Here is a 19,411-nt window from a genome sequence, read left to right on the forward strand (position 1 = left end):
TCTTCTGCAATCAGCATGTTTGTAAACTTTCTAACATTTCAATGTGTGACTTTACCTGAGTTCTTGAATGTCAAATTTCAAGAGCGTCGGGGGCGAGGTTTAGTTCCCAAACGGGCAACGGGGTGCACTATGGGTGCAAGAATTCGTGCGCTTGAATGAAATGCGGTGGATTAGTCTGGTTCGCTCTGGAGGTGACAAGCAATTGAAGGTAAACAGATTTCGCTATGGGCTGAAAAGCTCTGCAAAGGTTTGAATGGAAACCTAGGAAAATTGAAAATCCTCGTGTCGGTGGTTCGATTCCGCCCCTGGGCACCATTTCAAACTTTCCTTGGCAAAAGTCCTCCAAGGCCTTGAAAAGCAAGGAGGTTTGAGCGGTTCGATAACCCTCATTTCGGGTGTACGGTAACCTCTCAGCTAAAACCAGTTTCAGCACCGCCCGCTTGTCTTCAAAGCGCTCAGAAGCCCATAGTTTACTGGGGTTTCCGAGAAAATCAAAAGCGGTTCGATAAGCTTGGTCAAAGGGGGCAATTAGTTTGCCACATTTCTGGATTTTCTCAGTCAAAAATGTCTTTTGTTCTTCAATCTCGCGCAACCGTTCCTCGTAGGTAGAGATTAGCGTGTCGCTGTTCGTATCAATCGAGCGGTCCAGAATCTGGGCTGACTTGCGATCCATTTGGGGTAACTGCTTCTGCATAGATTGCTTTTCGTCTTCTGCTGATTGCAGACGCGCCTGCCACAGATCACGGAACATATCGAAAGCCATGGAAAACAAGTTTGCGCTTGGTCGCATATCTTTAAGAAGGAGTTCAAACTCGCCTTCGAGCTTTTCCTTACGGAAAGATTTTCGATATTCGATGCAGCCTTTTGTATCACACAAGTAGTATGGTATTTTGCGCTACGACCTTTGGACCAACAAGCGGTCATGGGCTGCTCGCAGTGCCCGCAGGCAACGAAACCACGCAAAGGGAGAGCTTTCTGTTTTGCCCATTTCAGTAGGTGTACGTCCGGAAAAGTGACCTTTTCGCGCCAGTAAAGGATTTTGTTTTCAACGATTCCAAGTGCAATGCCATCACCGTCGCTGTTGTCAAAACTAAGGGTGCTGTCGGGTCCAGTGTCGACATCCAGTTGATATGTGCGCCCATGCAATCCTGTTGGTGCCAGTGCAAGGCGTAGCACGCCAGAGCCGGACCTGTCTAAGAAGACCTATACCCGCAATGGCGATGCAGAACCAAAAAGCATACAGAAAGCAACTGACGGCGATTTCTCCGGCACCCCAGCTTGCGAGCGTACGTGAAATTACAAAGCAAAGGACCGCTGAGATTAGGGTTGATGTAGGTGTTGTGGGTTGCATCAAGCAGCGGATATTGCGCGTCAACCATCAACCGCAGCTTGGCTGTGTCGCCTGAACCGCCAAAACGTCAGTGATCTCGCGCTTGCAGTGATCAGCATCGCAGCATCTGACACCGGCGTCAAACGGCGGTTCTGGGTCGACCGATTCACGACAGCTGTCCGAATTTGGTGTTCCGGCTGCACCTTAAGAACCAATTGTTCACAGGCTCCTGAAGTCGCTTCGAGTTGCTGGCACAGCCCCCTTCCGTTAGCCGCCTTGTTTTTTCAAGATTCGTTCGCAAAAAAAATAGAAAAGGGCTGCTCACAGATAAGAGAACGGCCCTCTTCCATTATAGATCTTTGATTTTATGTTCTGTCAGCGGACAAGATAGATAGACACCAAACTCTTGACCAATATCTGCGGACACGCGAGCATGAACCTTGCCTTGACGATCAAGAAAACGTCCTTCGTCAGAGACAGGGAAAATACCCTCGTGCCAGATACCTGGGTGGATATAGAGACCCTTGGTTCCATCACACCAAAACGCCACAACTTTTTCTGGTGTCAAGTTGTCGCCGGGCAAAGCAACAGGCACGATAAAGGGCTTCCCATCCAGTGGAAAGAACATCTGTCCACCATCAGGATGATAATTCATATGCCACAATAGCACCTGATCGCGCGGTGTGGTTTGGGCCTCGGTTTTTGCTTTTTGTGGATCTTGCGACCAGCCAAGCACATAATTGCCTTTGACTGCTTCGTTTTCGCCATACAGCACATCGCCTTTCCAGTTGCATTTAAAGGTACCTTCGACCCAGCCGCCTTCGTCACCTGTTCCGTCATCAATCGGGCGCCACCCTTGTTGTGGCCAACGTGCGATTTCGATTTCAAAATTGGCGGGATCATCTACCAATTGGCCGTAGCCTTCGACGGTTTTCTCGGTTGCTCGGATCAGTGGAACCTCATGCCATGGCAGCGAGGGCTTGCTTGACGCTTCAAAAATATACTCAGGTGCGCTCATTTGTTTTTCCCATGCTTTTCAAAGATATGATTTCACGGATTGATCTGTGAGGTCAAATTAGGAAAAATCACGCTGAGGCATCGATTTACTTATGTGATACAGCCCGCAATGCACTATGGGTCTGCAAAGCACAGGGGTTATCAAAATTAGCTTTGGTCGGTGTTTTTCTACCTCGCGATGGCCTCTTGTTTGACGAACATATTTGCCCAGGCGCGATCAACAAGGTCTGGTGACATTTGATAGGGAATACCCTCGAATTCGCAAATCGCGCGCATCTGATCAATCAAAAATACGGGTTGGTAATTGGCGAATTCATTGTCGATTGTTGGGTACTTCTTTTTTAACAAATGCACGAGTGTCTTTTCATCCAGCGGCATCTTTTTCTTGCGTGCAACCATGGCAAAAATCTTAAGAAAATCTTGCTGACTTGGGCCGTCGATTTTGATTTTGAAAAAGATCCTGCGCAACGCCGCACCATCAAAAATTTCATTCGGATGAAAGTTAGTTGAAAAGATGACCAGCGTGTCAAAAGGAACGGTGAATTTTTCACCCGATTGTAATGCAAGAATATCTTTGCTTTCTTCGAGCGGTACAATCCAGCGGTTCACTAACGCTTGTGGTGGTTCTTCTTGGCGGCCAAGGTCATCTACGATGAATACGCCTCCGGTGGATTTGAGCTGCAGGGGAGCTTGATATGTCCGCGCAGTCGGGTTGTAAACCAGATCCAGCATCGACAATGAAAGTTCGCCACCGGTCACTACAGTTGGGCGTTCACATAGCACATACCGGGTGTCATAACGGTTTGAGCTTCGGCGTATTGCGTTGGGATCGTCTACCTGTTCTTCAGCGGCTGAATGCACGATTGGATCGTAGACGGTAATGACTTGTCCGGCATATTCAATCGCGCGGGGGACATAAATTTTGTCGCCCAACGCGTCGCGAATACCGTTTGAAATAGATGATTTACCGTTGCCGGGGGGGCCATACATCAAAATTGATCTACCAGAGCTTACAGCAGGGCCTAAATTGTCCAACAGCTCAGGGGGTAAAATCAAGTGACCCATTGCACCAGTCAGTTGGTCACGTGTGATTTGAATATTGCGGATAGACTGCCTTTCGACCTGCTCGCGGTAAACGTCTAAAGGCACAGGCATTGCGCCGTAATATTCCGATTGTGTCAGTGCGTCATGCGCTCGCGCTTTACCCGCGTCCGTCAATTGGTACCCCATCGACCCGCCAGAATTGGCCAGTAAGGTGCCTGTCGCCTCGAGTAATTTTTGCTCGCGCGCAAGATCAACAAGCTCTTGCGTTACGGGGACTGGTAGGCAGATCGCTTTGGCGATATCGGCGACAATTTCTACGTTGCTGCGAAAAATCGTTTTCAACAAAATGTCCCGCATCATAACAATAGGGAGCTTCATTTCGATTAGGCCACGCGGGGCGGGGGGGGCCATGACGGAGGTAATCGGCTTATTCATGGGCGGCACTGCTCTCACTTTGTGATTGTGCTGATCTTATCGGGGCATAAATGTTAGAACAACAAAAACTGCTGTTTGTGTCAAATATGCCCTTGTTTGGTTCATTTTAGATGAACTTGGACGGTTGCTTTAAGAACCGTATAAAATTCCTAGACCCAAATAAAACACCAAGCTTCCCCCGAGTGCGAGGCCCATTGGGAAATCGTTGTTTTCCCAACTTTCCCATTCAGGTGTTAATCGGCGAATGGCTGGAATGCGGCGAAACAAACGATGGATGACAAATGCGGCCAACATTACTGCTGCGAAAAGCGTAAGAAATGTCATTGAATCACCCAAAGCGATAAACGGGGCCATTGCCGCGGCAAATTTCGCATCCCCAGCGCCGACCGCACCAACCATGTTCAAGACAAACCCGATCACTAGCACAACAACCAGTTGCAGTAGTCGCCATGGATATTCGGCAAAGGGAAGGGCGATTAACCCAACGACCACGAACACGCCAACCAAGGCAAGCACTGCCCGGTTTGGGATTTTCATGCGTTTAAGATCGCTAATCGCCGCCCAAACACCGATAAGACCAGCAAGGGGGAAAAACCACATAGCCGAAGACATTGTAATTGAGAGCATTAGATATTCTCACTGTTATCAAGAGCATTGAGCGCGCTCACGGCGGCTTCGAAATGCTGTGGGTGTGTATCGATTGCTTGTTGCAGTAGACCGCGTGCAATATTGATGTCGCCCTGCCGTACAGCTGTCAATGCTGCCGTATGGAGCAAGGTCGCACGTTCAATTTGCGTGGTTTGGACAACCGGCAATGTATAGTTTCGCTGCGCGCTACGGGCCAGAACCAAATTATTTTTTGCGGTGAATAAGTTTGGATCAGCGTTCAGAGCGCGTACAAACATACGTTCTGCTTGCGAAAGGCTCCCGCGTGTCAGTAGTGAATAACCCCAATTGTTTAACACACCTGCAGGGCGCGTCGTCAGGCCTGCAGCGATTTCATAAAAACTATCTGCGCGATCCCAGTTTTCGTGGCTATCAGCAACTATCGCCTCCAGGCGATAACGCTTGTACGTTTCAAAAGTGGGGGGGATTTTGTTTAACTCAGCCTCGGCAGCATCCCATTCCCCGCTGCGCAACAACGCATCAGCAAGGTCTACGCGGTCTGAATGCGTGCCTTCGTCGCTGTCTGCAACCGCGCGCCAAACTGGAACGGATTCCTCAAAGGCGCCTGAGCGGATCAAAGACAAAGCTAAACCGCGTTTTAGATCGACACGCTCTGGGTTTGCGGCGGACGTCCTGCGGAAATGTATGACGGCCTCATTCGGGTCACTTACCGTCAGCATGATATCATTTAGGTCAGTTTCATCGATCACGTTGAGGTCACGCATCGCGTCTTCGACCTCGCCTTCACCATTTGGTTTTTGACACCCTGTCAGCGCCACTGTGCCAGCAACACAGAGGGCCAAAATAAAAGATTGCCGCATTGCCTTGCGTCCTCTTACTGCTCACTCATTTATGGCGTGGAAAGCAGTAGGTATTCTCCGTACCCTCTGCGGACCAGCTCGAATTCTTCATTATTGCTGTCATCATAGTCGGGAATTTGGTTTTTGGCGATAGCTAAGCGTAGGTTGTCTCTGATCGAGTCACTTTGGCCACTATCCAGCGCAAACGCGAGTTGAAACACCTGTTCGGCCTCGCCAGAGTTTCCGCGCTCCATCAATACAACACCTAGATTGTTCCAAGCCGCGGGGGAGGCTTGGTCAAGGTCGGTGGCCCCGCGTAGGTCTGTTTCTGCTTGGCCCAACCGTCCAAGGCGTAGGTTAGCAGAACCAATTGCAGAAAGGGTGTCTACATTGAAACCCTGCTGCCCAGCAGCGCGTTGGTAGGCCTTTAACGCGAGTTCATATTCACCTGCTTCCATGAGGCGATGACCTACAATGAGGCCGTCTACGGATTCTTCGAGATCGTAGCTACCGGTTGGCGCAAAAAGGCCGTCGTCTGATGTGCTTAAACCGCCTGCGTTTTGGCAGGCGGTTGTAAATCCTAGTGTTAAGCAAAGACCGAGTCTAAGGCGTTTGGCCATTAAAAATTCATTTGTGTTAGGGTCTGACTGATTTCATAGATAGATGGGCCGATCAGAATAATCAACAAAGGAGGAACGGTAAGCATCATTGTGGCCAGCGTCATTTTTGTCGGCAGAGTATTTGCTTTTTCCTCAGCCCGCATAACGCGTTTGTCCCGCATTTCTTCGGCGTAAACACGCAAGGCGTCTGCGATCGACGTACCAAAGCTTGTCGATTGAATCAAAACCGTAACAAAACTAGTCACATCAGTAACACCAGCACGTTCAGACATATCCCGAAGCACTGATACGCGGTCTTTGCCAGCTTTCATTTCGTGCGCTACGATTTGGAATTCATCCGCTAGTGCGGGAAAACCAGCGCGAATTTCATGTGCAACACGAATGATTGATTGATCTAAGGACTGGCCGGCTTCGACGCAAACCAACATCATATCTAATGAGTCTGGAAAACCGTTAGTGATTTCCTCTTGGCGTGATTGCACCCGGCGATTGACCCAGTATTTGGGCAACATGTATCCACACACAGCTGGGATCAGAATTGTTAGAACCATGGTCTGGGTTGAGACTTCTTCTTCTCCGCCAGAGCGATAAAATGCGATGGCAGATCCGATGATCAAGAGGATGATCCCAAGGGAAAACTGTAAGAAGTGATAGGTCCGCACGGCTTCTTTGCCGCGATAACCAGCCTGCACGAGCTTCAGCTTGACCGCTGAGTATTCACCTTCGTCCTGGGGCTCAAGAAAGGTTGAGTATTTTTCGAGCTTATCATTTTTGGATTTGTTCCGCAGGCGCTCCGTTGGTTTTTGACCAGCAATGCGGGCCGCGTTTTCCCGCTTAAGTTTGTCCAGTGGATCTTCTTTTTGCGCTAGAAGTAATGGCAAGGTTAGCAACACGAGAACAAGCCCAGCTGCACCAACCGCGATAAGAGGACCTAAAGGACCGAGCTGACCAATGAGCCATTCATTTACGGAATTCAGAAACGGCATACGACCCCCTAAACCTTAATATTCACAAGAGATTTCATGACAAACACGTTCACGACCAGAAAGGCAGCCACGACCAGACATGCTGGAATAAAGACGGCGGTATCGCGGACATCGTCGTAGTATGTTGGATGAATGACATTGATAGCGACAAGCGCAAGCAACGGGAAAATTGATAGAAACACACCGGACCACTTTGCTTCGGCTGTGATGGCCTTCACGCGCCGGAACAGCTTGAACCGCGCACGGATCACTTTGGACAATCCGTGTAGGATTTCTGCGAGGTTCCCGCCCGACGTTTGCTGAATTGTGACAGCTACAGCTAGGAACCGCATATCCTGCATGTCCATACGTTCGGCCATTGATTTAAGGGCTTCACCGACGTCGCGACCATAGGCGCTTTCGTCTGAGATCATGCCCATTTCGGTGCCAAGAGGATCGGGGACTTCGTCTGCAACGATGGTCAATGCAGAGGTAAATGGATGCCCGACACGCAAACTACGCACCATAAGTTCAACCGCATCTGGAAGTTGCTCTTCGATGAGTGACATGCGCTTTTTAGCTTTGCCGTTGATCCAGACAAATACACCTCCAACGCCCGTCGCGATGGACGCCCCAATGCGAATGGCCAATGAGGCATCCGTTCCAACGGTCAGACCGAGAAAGGCAACGCCACATAGAACGGCCATCACCAACATCAATTGTGTCGGGGTAAAGGCGATATTTGCCTTTTGGGCTTTTTCAGCAAGAAGAGAGTAAATTGGAATAGAGCGGGAGCCAAGGTGTTGGCTCATTTCTTTACGTAGCTGCTCCAGAACCTTTTCACGACCAACGCCCTTTTCAAGCATTTCGAGGCGGCGGCTGACTTTGTTGTTCAGGCTAATAGATTTCCCAAATACAGTCAGATAGATACCTTCGACCAGTAAAAGGACTGCAACAAAGATAAGACCGTAAATGATGAGTTCTGGATCAATTGACATGGTTTATTCCGCGACTACGGGATCAAAGATTGAAGGCGGTAAATCATAGCCCCACAACTTGAACCGCTCAGAAAAGTGCGACCGAACACCGGTTGCGGTGAAATGGCCAATGATTTTGTTTTCGGGGGTGAGACCTACGCGCTGGAAGCGGAAAATCTCTTGCATCGAAATAACGTCACCCTCCATCCCCGTGATTTCAGTGATCGATGTCATGCGACGCGATCCGTCCTGCAATCGAGATGCTTGCACAATCAAGTTTACGGCTGATGAAACTTGGCTGCGCACAGCTTTCAGGGGCATTTCGATGCCGGCCATCGCGATCATGTTTTCCAGGCGAGAAACGCCGTCGCGCGCAGAGTTGGCGTGAATAGTTGTCATCGATCCGTCGTGACCAGTGTTCATCGCCTGAAGCATATCGATAACTTCTTCGCCACGGGTCTCACCTACGATGATCCGGTCTGGGCGCATACGCAGTGCATTTTTCAGACAGTCGCGCGGCGATACTTCGCCTTTGCCTTCGACGTTTGGTGGACGGCTTTCCATCCGCCCAACATGGGTCTGTTGCAACTGAAGCTCGGCGGTGTCTTCGATTGTTAGGATACGCTCGGCGTTATCAATAAATGAAGATAAGGCGTTCAAGGTTGTTGTTTTACCAGAACCAGTACCGCCGGAAACGATAACGTTTAGGCGGGTGGAGACTGCTGCCTGCAGATAGGCGGCCATTTCTTCTGAAAATGCGCCGAAATTCACGAGATCCTGAATTCCCAACTTATCTTTTTTGAATTTCCGAATGGAAACAAGTGATCCATCCACAGCAACAGGAGGTACCATCGCGTTAAAGCGTGACCCATCCGCGAGCCGCGCATCAACATATGGGTTGGATTCATCGACACGACGCCCAACAGCAGAAACGATTTTGTCGATAATCCGCAACAAGTGCTTTTCGTCTTTGAACGTGATCGGGCTCAATTCGAGCTTCCCATCGCGTTCTACAAAGATTTGCTGAGGCCCATTTACGAGAATATCATTGACGGTTTCATCTTGAAGCAATGGTTCAAGGGGGCCGAGGCCAGTGACCTCATCAAACAACTCTTGGTTTAAAGAAGACCGTTCTTCGCGATTTAGAACAATCCCCATCTCATCCAAAGATTCCGATGCGATGTCGATAATTTCTGCGCGCAGGTCACTTTCTGCAGCGTTTTCAAGTGCGGCGAGGTTCAAATTGTCGAGCAGGTGTTTGTGCAGCTCGGATTTAACCTCAGCCAAACGGTCTTTGCGTTTCTTTTCTTTGTCCACAGGGGCAGGTGCCGCCGCTTTGACGGGTTTTTTTGCCGCTGACTTCGCAACTTTTGATGGGGCGGCTGCGGAGGCCTTAGGCGCCGCAGCCGGGCTGACTGGGGTTGCGCCCGCAGTTTTTTTATACCGTGAAAACATTAGATACCCCTAACTCAAGCTGCGTTTTCTGCGGCTAAGTTGATTTCGTGAACAGAGCCCGCAAGTTTGAGAATTTCTTTGCGAAGTGGTGATTTTGCGGCGCCGCTGGCCAATGGAAGGCCCTGGTCGCAGGCTTGTGCAATAGGCTTGCCACCGTCTGGAAGCAGTAGTTCGATTTTAATATCCAAGCTTTCGGCAAGACGTTTTACACGTGCTTTCCCAGAAAGATCCGTGAATTTTGGCGCTCGGTTCAGCGCGAACCGCAACTTTTCAACCGGTAGCTCTTCGGACTTCAAGGCGCGGATCATGCGAAGTGTATTCTGGGCAGAACGCATGTCTAATTCCATGGTGGAAAAATAAACATGGCTTTCTTCGAGAACGGTCTCGGTCCAGCTCACCAGCGTTGATGGCATGTCGATAACGACGTAGTCAAAATTTGTTCGCGCCACTTCGATTATGCGTTGGACGTCTTCGGGTCCGATCAAATCAAGCGGCAAGATATCTGACGGTGCCGTTAGAACATGCAGTACTTCGTTGTATGACAAAAGCGCCTGACAAAAGCTGTCGCTGTCCATCGACTCTGTATCTGAGAGCAATTCAAACACGGCCTCACGACGCGGCAAATCCAGATAGGTCGCGACTTCGCCGAACTGCAAATCCAGATCAAGCAAACAAACGCGAGGCGGATTGGCTTTGTCGATGTTGGACAATTCCCACGCCAAATTCACGGCAAGAGTCGTCGAACCCGTACCGCCTGCTAAACCATGTACCGGAAGAACAACGCCGTCGCGATCACCCTTTGCTTTGATCTTGGTACGCATTTCTGTTGGTAGCTCTGGCTCTTCATAAGCCTGCTCAGGTGGCTGACGCATTTTATCAATGAGCGAACCGAGTTCCCCGTCCGGAAGCGGATAGGGGAGAAATTCTTCGACGCCGCCTTTCATAAGGCGATGGAGCATAGATGGGCTGATGTCATCGGTAACAAGGATCAATTTGACGCCAGCATCGTTGGCCTTAGTCACGATGGACAAAATGAGGTCCAACTCTGCTTCATCTTCATCAGCAAGGGCTAGAACGAGAAACTCCAGCGACTTTGCATCGGGTTGGTCAAGGAATGCAATAGTATCCTCAAAACCGAGATCGCCCCATGTTTCGCCTAGTTTTGTTTCCATATCGTCTATAAGCAAATCGAAATCTTGAATGTCTTTCGAAACTGTACAAGCCACAATTGGTGCGGGCTCTATATGAAGTGCTGCCTCAGCTGACATTGCCTTGTTCCTTTTCTGCGCTCGTGACCGCGTTTTGGTCTGCCAAATGTACGTCTGCCCTTTGGGGCTATTACGCGACTCACTTTGCGCGCTTTTTGTTTCTATGCAGATGAAATTGCCCCTGAATGTTGGCAACATTAGGGCTAAAAAAACGTAATTGTTCGGCTATTGTCGCAAAGTTCGAAATAGTGTGCGTTGCTAATTGTGCGTATATTGGGGTTAATTGCACTGAAAATACTGAATTGTTTTCAATTTTTGTCGTGAGAGCATGGCAAAAAAAAGGCGGCTAAAACAGCCGCCTTTTTTGAATTGCATAGGGCACGGTACTACTCAGAGCTACCTTCACCGTCGCCTGATCCTTGTGATCCGCCGCGTTCTATTGGATGGGCCACAGTGGCGCTTTCCACATATTCGCGGTAGATAACGCGGGCGTAATTGCCGTCCATAATTGTTTGATTGCTTTGTACAAAGCCCGAAACCTGAGTTTCTGTCCGACGATTGCGACGTTCCGGACCCTGAGTGTTGATGAGCGGTTCGGATTCACCGAGCGAAGAGACAGCCTCTAACCGCGAACGATCAATGCCCTGGGTCGCCAAGAATGCAACAACAGCCCGCGCACGACGCAACCCCAGACGACGATTATAGCTGTCGCTACCTACAAGATCGGTGTGGCCAAAGACACGGAATGTGATTTCAGGAAATTGGCGAATCCATTCAGCTTGCTGCATCAAGACTTGACGTGCACCATCGTCCAGTTGCGCTGAGTTGAACTCAAAGTTTACGGTCGGTGTGACCTCTCCAGCGAAACGTTGCGCGAGGCTGATTGCATAAGAGCGCTGCCCTGATTGAATAAGCACATTATTCATTGTGGCATTGCCAAAATCGGCACTGTTGATGGCTCCGCCGGACTCACCAGTGAAAAAGGCAAACGGATCGTCAGAACACCCAGCAACGGCGATGCTTGCGGTTAAGGCAAGCGCATATGTCATGCGTTTGGTCATGGCTTACTCCAATACATAACCGTAAGAGCCACTGAAATCTTGACGTGATACTTCGCCAATTCCGCCATCTTGGGTGCGTCCTTCGACGCGACCGTTCAAGAAAAACTCGCGCTCACTTGGGAGACGGACACGATCCGTTGGAAGCGCCAGCGCTTCGCCACGTGTTGGTGTCACGAGATGGGCGGTAACAATGATAACAAGTTCTGATTGTTCGCGTGCGTAGTCCGCACTGCGAAACAGTGCGCCTAGAATTGGAATTTCACCTAACCAAGGTACCTGTGTGTTGTTGTTGCGGAAATCGTCTTGCAACATGCCCGCAATTGCAAAGCTTTCTCCATCGCGCAGTTCAACAGTTGTTTCGGCTTCGCGACGACGAAAACCGGCAACAGTTAAACCACCAGCGGAAAAGCTCACGGTTGGATCAATGCTGCTCACAGATGAGGACAAAACAAGGTTGATAACATTATCATCCAACACACGTGGCGTGAACATAAGTTCTACACCGAAGGGTTTGAATTCAATTGTGATACCATCGTCATCTTGACCCACTGGGACAGGGTATTCGCCGCCAGCCAAGAAATGCGCTGATTGTCCTGAGAGGGCGGTAAGGTTGGGTTCTGCCAATGTCCGAACCACTCCGCGCGATTCCAGAGCTTCTAGCAAAACAGACAATTGTGTGCTGCCAATGCCAAGAGTGAAGCCCAACTGACCCACGGCGTTTTGAATGCCGCGATTGACAAGAGAGTTGGCCGAGCCAAAAGCTTGACCCGGTTGGATGGCGGTGCTGCCTAAACCAAGTGTTCCGGCGGCGTCAGTTCCGCTATTGATAACGCCCAGACCACCAGCAAGCTGCCTTGAAACAGAACGCTGCATTTCTGCAAAACGAACCTGAAGCATGACTTGCTGTGTTCCTCCAACACCCATTAGGTTTGAAACGCGTTCAGGTGCGTAACGTTCAGCCAGCTCCAATGCGCGTTCTAGACGTCCGATGCTTGAAACGGTTCCAGATAGGACAATCCCATCGTTTGCCGTGCGCACTTCGATAGGTTCACCCGGTAAAATTTGCTGAAGACGCTCTTTGAATTCAGCAATGTCTGGGGTGACGTGCACTTCGACATTGGTGATTAAGCGGCCATCGCCCCCCAATAGGGTTAATGTAGTGCGGCCCGGAACTTTACCAAGAACATAGATGGTTCTGTCGGATAGAGTCGAAATATCGGCGATAGATGGGTTTGCAATTGATAATTCCGCAAAGGGTACATCGCTTTCGACGACCACTGCACGGTTCATCGGTACATTAAGCGCACTCGACGCAGACCCAGACATCACAGACAACGTCTCAGCAATACTGCTTGAAACGCCTGCAACTAAGACAGCCAACCCTAATAGGGCGGCCATAAATGACTTCTTATATTTCATGTGATCCTGCCTCTCCGATCACTTCAATTTTGTCGGGTCTTTTGCCCAATTGCGTCAGAGCATGACCGAAATTCAATTTTATTGCAAGAATCAAAGATTTGCGGGGCGTTGTATATGTAGCGCCAGAGCAACGACGCTACACTTAGCCGGATAATGGGAAGGAAGGGCAATATGAAGTAGGTATAAGGGCTGGGAGAAAACCGCGTGGAGTCCCTCTGATATGAGAGACCAGACATTAATAGTTTATTGAGAAAGTATCTGGTGCACTTGCGGAAGATTCCGTAGAACCCATTGACCCAAATGCTCTGCTTGAAAATCTAGAGGATTGGGAACGGTATTTACAGTCCGATCCTGAAGTTGCCCACAAGTTACGAGCTTTGGATCAGGCGGCGGCACCTACTACGGCCAAGGGTCCTAAGTTGCGAGGGCCACGCCCATGAGCCGTCTCGCACCGTTTTCATTGCGCCTGACCTCAGAGGAACGCTCTCAGCTTGAAACTCAGGCTGGGGCGATGCCGCTGTCCTCGTATATTAAATCCGTGGTTTTTGCCGCTGAAGCTCCCAAATATCGGAAGCGGCGCAAACCACCTGTTGCGGAGCAACAGTTATTGGCCGAGGTGTTGGCTCGTTTGGGCCAAACACGACAGGCCAACAACCTCAATCAGATCGCCAAACATCTGAACCAAGGCACGTTGATCGTCGACCCTGAACTGGAAGAAGACCTCAAACGTGCCGTGGCTGAAGTGGCGTGGATGCGGGTGACCTTGATGGAAGCCTTGGGGGTAAAATCATGATCCTCAAAGGCTCTCAACGCTCTGGTGCAAAGGCATTGGCTGACCATCTGATGAATGATCGTGACAATGATCATGTGTCATGCTTAGAGTTGCGTGATTTTTCATCTGATCAACTTCATGGTGCGCTCAATGAGATGCACGCAATTTCCAAGGCCACCCAATGTAAGCAATTTATGTTCTCCCTCAGTTTGAACCCACCAACAGATCACATCGCCACCGAACAGGACTTCCTTGAGGCAGCAGACCGCGCAGAACAACATCTGGGACTGAGTGATCAGCCCCGCGCAATTGTCATGCATGAGAAAGAAGGTCGTCGCCATGCGCATGTGGTGTGGTCGCGTATCAACGCTGATGAGATGAAGGCAATCAATCTGCCCCATTTCAAAAACAAGTTACGGGATTTGTCGCGTGATCTGTTTCTGGATCATGGATGGGTGTTGCCCGATGGGCTTGCCACCTACGGCAACAAATCACCTTTGAACTTCACCCTCGAAGAATGGCAGCAGGCCAAACGCCAAGGTCTTGACCCACGTGAGATCAAACAGGCATTCCAGCAAGCATGGGAACGGTGCGACAGTCAGATCGGTTTCAAGAATGCACTCGAAGATCGCGGCTATTTCCTCGCCCGTGGTGATCGCCGTGGATTTGTTGCCTTGGATGTCGATGGCAATGTTCATTCGATTGCCAAATGGACAGGTCTCAAAACCAAGGATGTGAAGGCAAAACTGGGTTCGCCTGACAACCTACCATCCGTGGATGAAACCCAATCCAACATTCGATCCAAAATCACGGATCAGATGCGCGGCTATATCGGTCAGATCAACGACCGCCAAAATAGCGATCTTGATCCGCTGCGCGACAAGTTGCGGGACATGAACACGGCACACCGTGACGAACGGCAGATGCTCAAGGACGGCCAAGACGCGCGTTGGGCGCAAGAAACCAAGACCCGTTCTGACCGCTTAAACAAAGGTCTGCGTGGCTTGTTTGACCGTCTCACAGGCAAGGGCAAATCCATCCGCCAGCAAAACGTAATGGACGCTCGCAAGGCTGCAAAACGTGACCAGAAACAACGTGACTTCATGGTCGTCGAACAAATCAAGGAGCGACGAGCATTGCAGCGAGAGTTCCAGAAGCTCCGACGCAAACACATGAAGGAACGCAGCCTGATCGCTCAGAAAGCCAGACAGGCGCTCAAGGTCAATAAATCACAATCACACCAATTCGAACGGTCCCGCAATCGTGGACCTGATCTTTCAATTTAAACATTTCGGGGGAACCTATGTCTCGTCAATATCAAATCTTCTTCGTGTGCGTCGCGTTGACGTTCGCGCTTTTTCTCATAGCTGATCAGGCGTCGGCACAAAGCTATTTCGGGAATAGCGGTCGTGTTCGGCAACAGGCTCTTGCACTTACTATGATCAAAGTCGTCTTGGTAAGCATCGTTGTTGGTATAGGCTTTGGGCTGGGTTGGATCATGTCGCCTCATGGTCGCGCGTTCCGACGCTTCGGCCTGTTGATCATTGCTGGTTTGGTTGGTCTCGTTGCCATCCTCAACAGTGGGTATCTGGGTTGGTTTGCGGCGTTCGTGTTCGCCGTGTGTGGGTTCTTTGTCGGCATTTCTTTTTGGTTTAAGACGGTGTTTTCGAACTTTTCCAGAGTGGATAACACATTCGGATCTTCGCGATGGGCCAACATGGATGACATTAAAGATCAAAACCTTGTCAACGAAGATGGCATTCGATTTGGCAAAGTGATCGGTGAGGAAGATTTCAAATGGGTGTCTTACAATGGGGATCGCCACCTTCTGACCGTTGCCCCGACGCGCTCAGGCAAGGGCACCACGCAGATCATCCCTAATCTTCTGACTTATGAAGGCTCGATGCTTGTCATCGACCCCAAGGGCGAAAACGCAATGATCACCGCCAAGCAGCGTATGAAGATGGGCCAAGAGGTTCATATCGTCGATCCTTGGGGGGTCGTTGATTTGGATTTAGTGAATGAAGAGGAAGATGCGGAAACGGATGATGTATTTGTTGTGAGTTCGCAAGGAGATGTCCGTTCGGCTGATGGAGCTTCCGCGTTCAACCCGTTGGATTGGCTGCAAGACGGTGATCCCGACATTACCGAGAACGCTATGATCCTCGCGGATGCGTTGATCTTGCCCAATACAAGTAGCGATGCGTTCTGGGATGAGGAAGCCAAAGCACTCCTGCACGGCATTATCCTCTATGTTGCAACCGACGCAGCCGAAGATGGGCAACGACACTTGGGGCGCGTGCGTGAGTTGTTGCTGATGGATGGCCAAACGCTCAAAAAGTTCTTTGAGCACATGCTAAATTCTCAACATCATATTGTTCAAAGCACGGGGGCACGCTGTCTGCAAAAGGAAGAAAAGCTGCTGGCCAATGTTTTTGCCTCGGCCCAAGCCCATACCCACTTTTTGGATAGTGAGCGCCTGCGAAGCAGCTTGATTTCATCCAGCTTCAAATTCGAAGACCTCAAAACAAAGCCAATCACGATCTATCTGGTTCTTCCTGCGGATCGCCTCAACACCTTCAGTCGATGGCTGCGCCTGCTGATCCAGCAAGCCATTACCGTCAACGCCCGCAACATTCAGATCAAACCGAAAAAACCTGTTTTGTTTGTTTTGGATGAGTTCGCAGCCCTTGGACGTTTGACGATGGTTGAACAGGCTTACGGTCTGATGGCGGGCTTCGGGATGCAGCTCTGGGCCATTGTCCAAGACCTGAGCCAACTTGAGCGCATCTATGAAAGTGGTTGGCAATCCTTCATCGCCAATGCTGGCATGGTGAACTATTTCGGATCATCAGATCAGAAAACGGCTGAGTACTTCTCGGCCCTATGTGGGGAGCAAACGGTGTGGAATTTTAGCTCAGCGGCTGCACGTGCCGTGACCACGAGTACGGGGCAATCTGGACCATCATCAAGCCATTCGTTTACACAAACTCAAAATCACGCCGTGGCTCAGAGAAAACTGGCATTTCCTGATGAACTGATGCGAATGCCCCCTGAAACCCAACTGGTATTCGTAGAAAATATGCATCCGATGCTGGCCTATAAAGAAAACTGGTTTGATGACGACGTGTTGAAGAATCTGGGGGTGAATCTGCACCAATCCGACGAAATTGAAACGCCAGATAGTGAGGAAGCTAGCAATGAGTGATCACCCGAAGTCACCTAAAAACCCGTTTAAATTTAATGCGCAAACAGAAGAAGAAAGAAAAGCGGACCAGCAAAATAAAGGCCAAGCCATCAACAAAACTGACACCTTGAAATTCACGATTAATGGAACTCAGGGCGGGCGTGCAAATGTTGTAATCGACACGCAAGATGAACGACTTGAAGCCAGTTTTATCCCTGAAAAAGATCATATGATCTGGTATAGGAAAATCGAAGGCGGAAACGCAAAGGAAGGCTATTCCTTTGCGTTGACGTTGAAAGACGAGAACTCAAAATTGCTTCTGGAAGATAGCGACATTGAGCAACTCGACTTGTTCAAAGACAGTGTTCTCGTCGCGCGATTCGATAATGGTTGGGCGGATGATTTAGATCATGAACGGCATCGACCTGAAATTGATAAAATAAAAGAAACATTCCATGACCACGAAAGAGAATTTCATTCCATCGCGCCAAAGAAAGATGAGGATAGAGATCGATAACTATTGAATTTAAGTCAACATTTATGACATAATTTCAAGATGAACGATACAATAGGACCACAGACTGAAGGGGAAAAATTAATCGGGCGGAAAATTCCAAACTGCTTTGGAACCCGACAGACTGTTGTCCTTCCGAAAACAGCGTGGGAGTTTTTAGACTGGCTCGATGAGCAAGGCGAAAACGTCAGGCAGTGGGTCATATCTGTTGACGAAAAGCGCCCCGAAGATCGCACTTTCGATGATTATCTTTTGGAACGAGTTTGGGTTTTGTGGTGTGAGAGATATCGTCGCGGAGAATATTGTCCGCCAAATTCACCACCTGAGAACTACGATGAATATCTCAGGCTACGTGAAGAGCAAGGGCACGATGCCACCGAAACAGAATACGTCGAGCCGATAGTGAACTAGATCTGTACGGAACGAATTCGGTGGAGTTTCGATGCATGCAGACCGCCATAGCGAAAACGAGAATGCAGTTTTATGAACTCAATTGTTACGACCAAAATTCTGTCACAGACACATCAGTTCGCGGATCGCGAATGGCACTACGACTTTCGAGTGCTGTTCGACGAGTTTGAAGAGGTCAAAATCAAAAAAAATGTAGCTGGCCTGTCTCAGCGATATTCAAAAATTACGAAAGACTGGGATTCCGAGCGAAATTCGGAATGGATATGTCGTGTTTATCTCTCAGCAAAAATGATCCTCAGCGCGACCCTGCAACTAGAGTCATTGCTCCACGCGAAGCAGCAGAATTTACGGATAGTCGCACCATATCTGGAGTACTATACATTTTTGGCGTTAGTTCGAGCAGTCGTCTACACGTTGCCAGAAATAGACTGGAACGATGGCCAACTTGCCGCGATTTCTCATACTAAGGCCGTCAACTTGGCTTACGATGAGATGGCCAAATACGATAAGAAAAAATCAAGTGACCTCAAGCGCCTGACGCTTGATTTGAAAGCGAACAGAGAGCTGATTTCTTATTGTTCCCCGTCATCTGGTGATGGAGACCTCATTGCGCATGATGATATTGTACCGACGGCCACATTGTTGGCAGAACTTGCGCAAATGAACTCGGAACTATTAGAGCGCTCCATACAAAAAAACGCAAAGGAGGAAGATTGCGTTTTTCTCCCTCGGTATGCGAGGCAGTTGTCAGACTTAACTATCGAGGGTCGTAACTTCTTTGATCGAGAAGACCGATATAGGCTGGGCTATTTGATGCGGAAATATCCTCTGCCTCCGAATATCTTACATGTCATGACCGAGGGGCATGTTGAAGACTACTTTGGAGCGTGGTGTGCCGATGAAGATGATCCTGATGTGTTCGATCCTGACAGCGATTGGCGGCTTATCTTTAATGTTCCCTGATCATCCTAGAATGCGGAACGTCTCAAGATCACTTAATGCCTTGTCCAGCACTCTTGAGTGTTTTTTCGGCCGCCCAACATGAACGCCACGCGCTTTGGCAGCAGCCATGCCCGCCTTGGTCCGTTCTGATATCAGGCTACGTTCATATTCTGCGAAGACAGCCAACTGTCCATAAAGCATCCGCCCAACCGCCGTGGTCGTATCGATCCCTTGCGTGATCGCCTGAAAGTCCACACCACGATCCCTCAAATCACTGAGCAATTGCAGCAAGTGAATGGTTGATCGTCCCAATCTGTCTAGCTTCCAGACCACAAGCGTGTCACCCGCCTCAAGACTGGCCAGCATGTCATCAAGGCCGACGCGCTTTTTGATTTTTCCAGACACACCATGATCGCCGTAGATCACATTGCAACCTGCGGCTTTCAACGCATCAATTTGCAAAGCCTCACTTTGATCTTTGTCAGACACACGGACATATCCAACTTTGCGGCCCTTTGATTTGTCATCATCCATGTTGGAATAGTAGCACTTAAAGTCGTTCTTTTGAGCGGTTTTCATGGTGCTTTC

20 protein-coding genes are annotated in these 19,411 nt (G+C 49.5%); 6 read left to right on the forward strand and 14 right to left on the reverse strand.

What is annotated here, in order from left to right:
• Positions 1-127 precede the first annotated feature (127 nt).
• The 13 genes from G9C99_RS10470 to G9C99_RS10525 form a co-directional block, all read right to left on the reverse strand.
• Complete coding sequence (locus G9C99_RS10470) at positions 128-877, reverse strand: hypothetical protein (protein WP_166417433.1); 750 nt, start codon at positions 875-877, stop codon at positions 128-130.
• A 494-nt stretch (positions 878-1,371) separates the two neighbouring features.
• Positions 1,372-1,500, reverse strand: coding sequence for a hypothetical protein (locus G9C99_RS18590; protein ID WP_269434819.1), 129 nt, complete (start codon positions 1,498-1,500; stop codon positions 1,372-1,374).
• Positions 1,501-1,679: 179 nt separating this feature from the next.
• Positions 1,680-2,348, reverse strand: a complete 669-nt coding sequence (locus G9C99_RS10475) for an ureidoglycolate lyase (protein ID WP_166417434.1) — start codon at positions 2,346-2,348, stop codon at positions 1,680-1,682.
• A gap of 167 nt (positions 2,349-2,515) precedes the next feature.
• Positions 2,516-3,826: a P-loop NTPase family protein gene (locus G9C99_RS10480; protein ID WP_166417435.1), complete on the reverse strand. Its 1,311-nt coding sequence runs from the start codon at positions 3,824-3,826 to the stop codon at positions 2,516-2,518.
• A gap of 129 nt (positions 3,827-3,955) precedes the next feature.
• Positions 3,956-4,453: a prepilin peptidase gene (locus G9C99_RS10485; protein ID WP_166417436.1), complete on the reverse strand. Its 498-nt coding sequence runs from the start codon at positions 4,451-4,453 to the stop codon at positions 3,956-3,958.
• Positions 4,453-5,313, reverse strand: a complete 861-nt coding sequence (locus tag G9C99_RS10490; RefSeq protein WP_166417437.1) for a tetratricopeptide repeat protein — start codon at positions 5,311-5,313, stop codon at positions 4,453-4,455. Before G9C99_RS10490 ends, G9C99_RS10485 begins: the two co-directional genes overlap by 1 nt.
• A gap of 29 nt (positions 5,314-5,342) precedes the next feature.
• Positions 5,343-5,912 carry a tetratricopeptide repeat protein gene (locus G9C99_RS10495; protein WP_166417438.1) on the reverse strand — a complete coding sequence of 190 codons (570 nt, stop codon included), beginning with the start codon at positions 5,910-5,912 and terminating at the stop codon, positions 5,343-5,345.
• Entirely contained in the window at positions 5,912-6,898 is a 987-nt protein-coding gene (locus G9C99_RS10500; protein WP_166417439.1) for a type II secretion system F family protein, read from the reverse strand. The genes G9C99_RS10495 and G9C99_RS10500 overlap by 1 nt, the downstream gene beginning before the upstream one ends.
• Positions 6,899-6,906: 8 nt before the next feature.
• Entirely contained in the window at positions 6,907-7,875 is a 969-nt protein-coding gene (locus G9C99_RS10505) for a type II secretion system F family protein (protein ID WP_168713289.1), read from the reverse strand.
• A 3-nt stretch (positions 7,876-7,878) separates the two neighbouring features.
• Complete coding sequence (locus G9C99_RS10510) at positions 7,879-9,309, reverse strand: CpaF family protein (protein WP_166417440.1); 1,431 nt, start codon at positions 9,307-9,309, stop codon at positions 7,879-7,881.
• A 14-nt stretch (positions 9,310-9,323) separates the two neighbouring features.
• Complete coding sequence (locus G9C99_RS10515) at positions 9,324-10,577, reverse strand: AAA family ATPase (RefSeq protein WP_166417441.1); 1,254 nt, start codon at positions 10,575-10,577, stop codon at positions 9,324-9,326.
• A 326-nt stretch (positions 10,578-10,903) separates the two neighbouring features.
• A complete protein-coding gene (locus tag G9C99_RS10520; RefSeq protein ID WP_231704042.1) occupies positions 10,904-11,578 on the reverse strand; it encodes an OmpA family protein in 675 nt (224 codons plus the stop codon).
• A gap of 3 nt (positions 11,579-11,581) precedes the next feature.
• Positions 11,582-12,997, reverse strand: coding sequence for a type II and III secretion system protein family protein (locus G9C99_RS10525; RefSeq protein WP_166417442.1), 1,416 nt, complete (start codon positions 12,995-12,997; stop codon positions 11,582-11,584).
• 436 nt (positions 12,998-13,433) lie between these two features.
• On the opposite strand from G9C99_RS10525, the gene mobC reads away from it, so the two are divergent.
• The 6 genes from mobC (at position 13,434) to G9C99_RS10555 (ending at position 18,844) form a co-directional block, all read left to right on the forward strand.
• Positions 13,434-13,790, forward strand: coding sequence for a plasmid mobilization relaxosome protein MobC (mobC, locus tag G9C99_RS10530; RefSeq protein WP_231704043.1), 357 nt, complete (start codon positions 13,434-13,436; stop codon positions 13,788-13,790).
• Positions 13,787-15,055 carry a relaxase/mobilization nuclease domain-containing protein gene (locus tag G9C99_RS10535; RefSeq protein WP_166417443.1) on the forward strand — a complete coding sequence of 423 codons (1,269 nt, stop codon included), beginning with the start codon at positions 13,787-13,789 and terminating at the stop codon, positions 15,053-15,055. The genes mobC and G9C99_RS10535 overlap by 4 nt, the downstream gene beginning before the upstream one ends.
• A 17-nt stretch (positions 15,056-15,072) precedes the next feature.
• Positions 15,073-16,977, forward strand: a complete 1,905-nt coding sequence (locus G9C99_RS10540) for a type IV secretory system conjugative DNA transfer family protein (protein WP_166417444.1) — start codon at positions 15,073-15,075, stop codon at positions 16,975-16,977.
• A complete protein-coding gene (locus G9C99_RS10545) occupies positions 16,970-17,473 on the forward strand; it encodes a hypothetical protein (protein ID WP_166417445.1) in 504 nt (167 codons plus the stop codon). The genes G9C99_RS10540 and G9C99_RS10545 overlap by 8 nt, the downstream gene beginning before the upstream one ends.
• Positions 17,474-17,512: 39 nt before the next feature.
• Positions 17,513-17,881 (forward strand): hypothetical protein, encoded by a 369-nt coding sequence (locus G9C99_RS10550; RefSeq protein WP_166417446.1) that lies wholly within the window; start codon positions 17,513-17,515, stop codon positions 17,879-17,881.
• Positions 17,882-17,953: 72 nt separating this feature from the next.
• Positions 17,954-18,844: a hypothetical protein gene (locus tag G9C99_RS10555; protein WP_166417447.1), complete on the forward strand. Its 891-nt coding sequence runs from the start codon at positions 17,954-17,956 to the stop codon at positions 18,842-18,844.
• On the opposite strand, the gene G9C99_RS10560 is transcribed toward G9C99_RS10555, so the two are convergent.
• Positions 18,845-19,402 carry a recombinase family protein gene (locus G9C99_RS10560; protein ID WP_231704044.1) on the reverse strand — a complete coding sequence of 186 codons (558 nt, stop codon included), beginning with the start codon at positions 19,400-19,402 and terminating at the stop codon, positions 18,845-18,847.
• Between the last annotated feature and the right edge of the window lie 9 nt (positions 19,403-19,411).

Origin of the sequence: Cochlodiniinecator piscidefendens, assembly GCF_011326755.1 — a bacterium.
GTDB lineage: Bacteria > Pseudomonadota > Alphaproteobacteria > Rhodobacterales > Rhodobacteraceae > Cochlodiniinecator > Cochlodiniinecator piscidefendens.

Coding starts and splice junctions, on each gene's coding strand:
- G9C99_RS10480 (WP_166417435.1), bottom strand. CDS start 3,826: ATGAATAAGCCGATTACCTCCGTCATGGCCCCCCCCGCCCCGCGTGGC.
- G9C99_RS10495 (WP_166417438.1), bottom strand. CDS start 5,912: ATGGCCAAACGCCTTAGACTCGGTCTTTGCTTAACACTAGGATTTACA.
- G9C99_RS10505 (WP_168713289.1), bottom strand. CDS start 7,875: ATGTCAATTGATCCAGAACTCATCATTTACGGTCTTATCTTTGTTGCA.
- G9C99_RS10500 (WP_166417439.1), bottom strand. CDS start 6,898: ATGCCGTTTCTGAATTCCGTAAATGAATGGCTCATTGGTCAGCTCGGT.
- G9C99_RS10540 (WP_166417444.1), top strand. CDS start 15,073: ATGTCTCGTCAATATCAAATCTTCTTCGTGTGCGTCGCGTTGACGTTC.
- mobC (WP_231704043.1), top strand. CDS start 13,434: ATGAGCCGTCTCGCACCGTTTTCATTGCGCCTGACCTCAGAGGAACGC.
- G9C99_RS10560 (WP_231704044.1), bottom strand. CDS start 19,402: ATGAAAACCGCTCAAAAGAACGACTTTAAGTGCTACTATTCCAACATG.
- G9C99_RS10475 (WP_166417434.1), bottom strand. CDS start 2,348: ATGAGCGCACCTGAGTATATTTTTGAAGCGTCAAGCAAGCCCTCGCTG.
- G9C99_RS10545 (WP_166417445.1), top strand. CDS start 16,970: ATGAGTGATCACCCGAAGTCACCTAAAAACCCGTTTAAATTTAATGCG.
- G9C99_RS10515 (WP_166417441.1), bottom strand. CDS start 10,577: ATGTCAGCTGAGGCAGCACTTCATATAGAGCCCGCACCAATTGTGGCT.
- G9C99_RS10525 (WP_166417442.1), bottom strand. CDS start 12,997: ATGAAATATAAGAAGTCATTTATGGCCGCCCTATTAGGGTTGGCTGTC.
- G9C99_RS10510 (WP_166417440.1), bottom strand. CDS start 9,309: ATGTTTTCACGGTATAAAAAAACTGCGGGCGCAACCCCAGTCAGCCCG.
- G9C99_RS10550 (WP_166417446.1), top strand. CDS start 17,513: ATGAACGATACAATAGGACCACAGACTGAAGGGGAAAAATTAATCGGG.
- G9C99_RS10555 (WP_166417447.1), top strand. CDS start 17,954: ATGAACTCAATTGTTACGACCAAAATTCTGTCACAGACACATCAGTTC.
- G9C99_RS10520 (WP_231704042.1), bottom strand. CDS start 11,578: ATGACCAAACGCATGACATATGCGCTTGCCTTAACCGCAAGCATCGCC.
- G9C99_RS10490 (WP_166417437.1), bottom strand. CDS start 5,313: ATGCGGCAATCTTTTATTTTGGCCCTCTGTGTTGCTGGCACAGTGGCG.
- G9C99_RS10535 (WP_166417443.1), top strand. CDS start 13,787: ATGATCCTCAAAGGCTCTCAACGCTCTGGTGCAAAGGCATTGGCTGAC.
- G9C99_RS10485 (WP_166417436.1), bottom strand. CDS start 4,453: ATGCTCTCAATTACAATGTCTTCGGCTATGTGGTTTTTCCCCCTTGCT.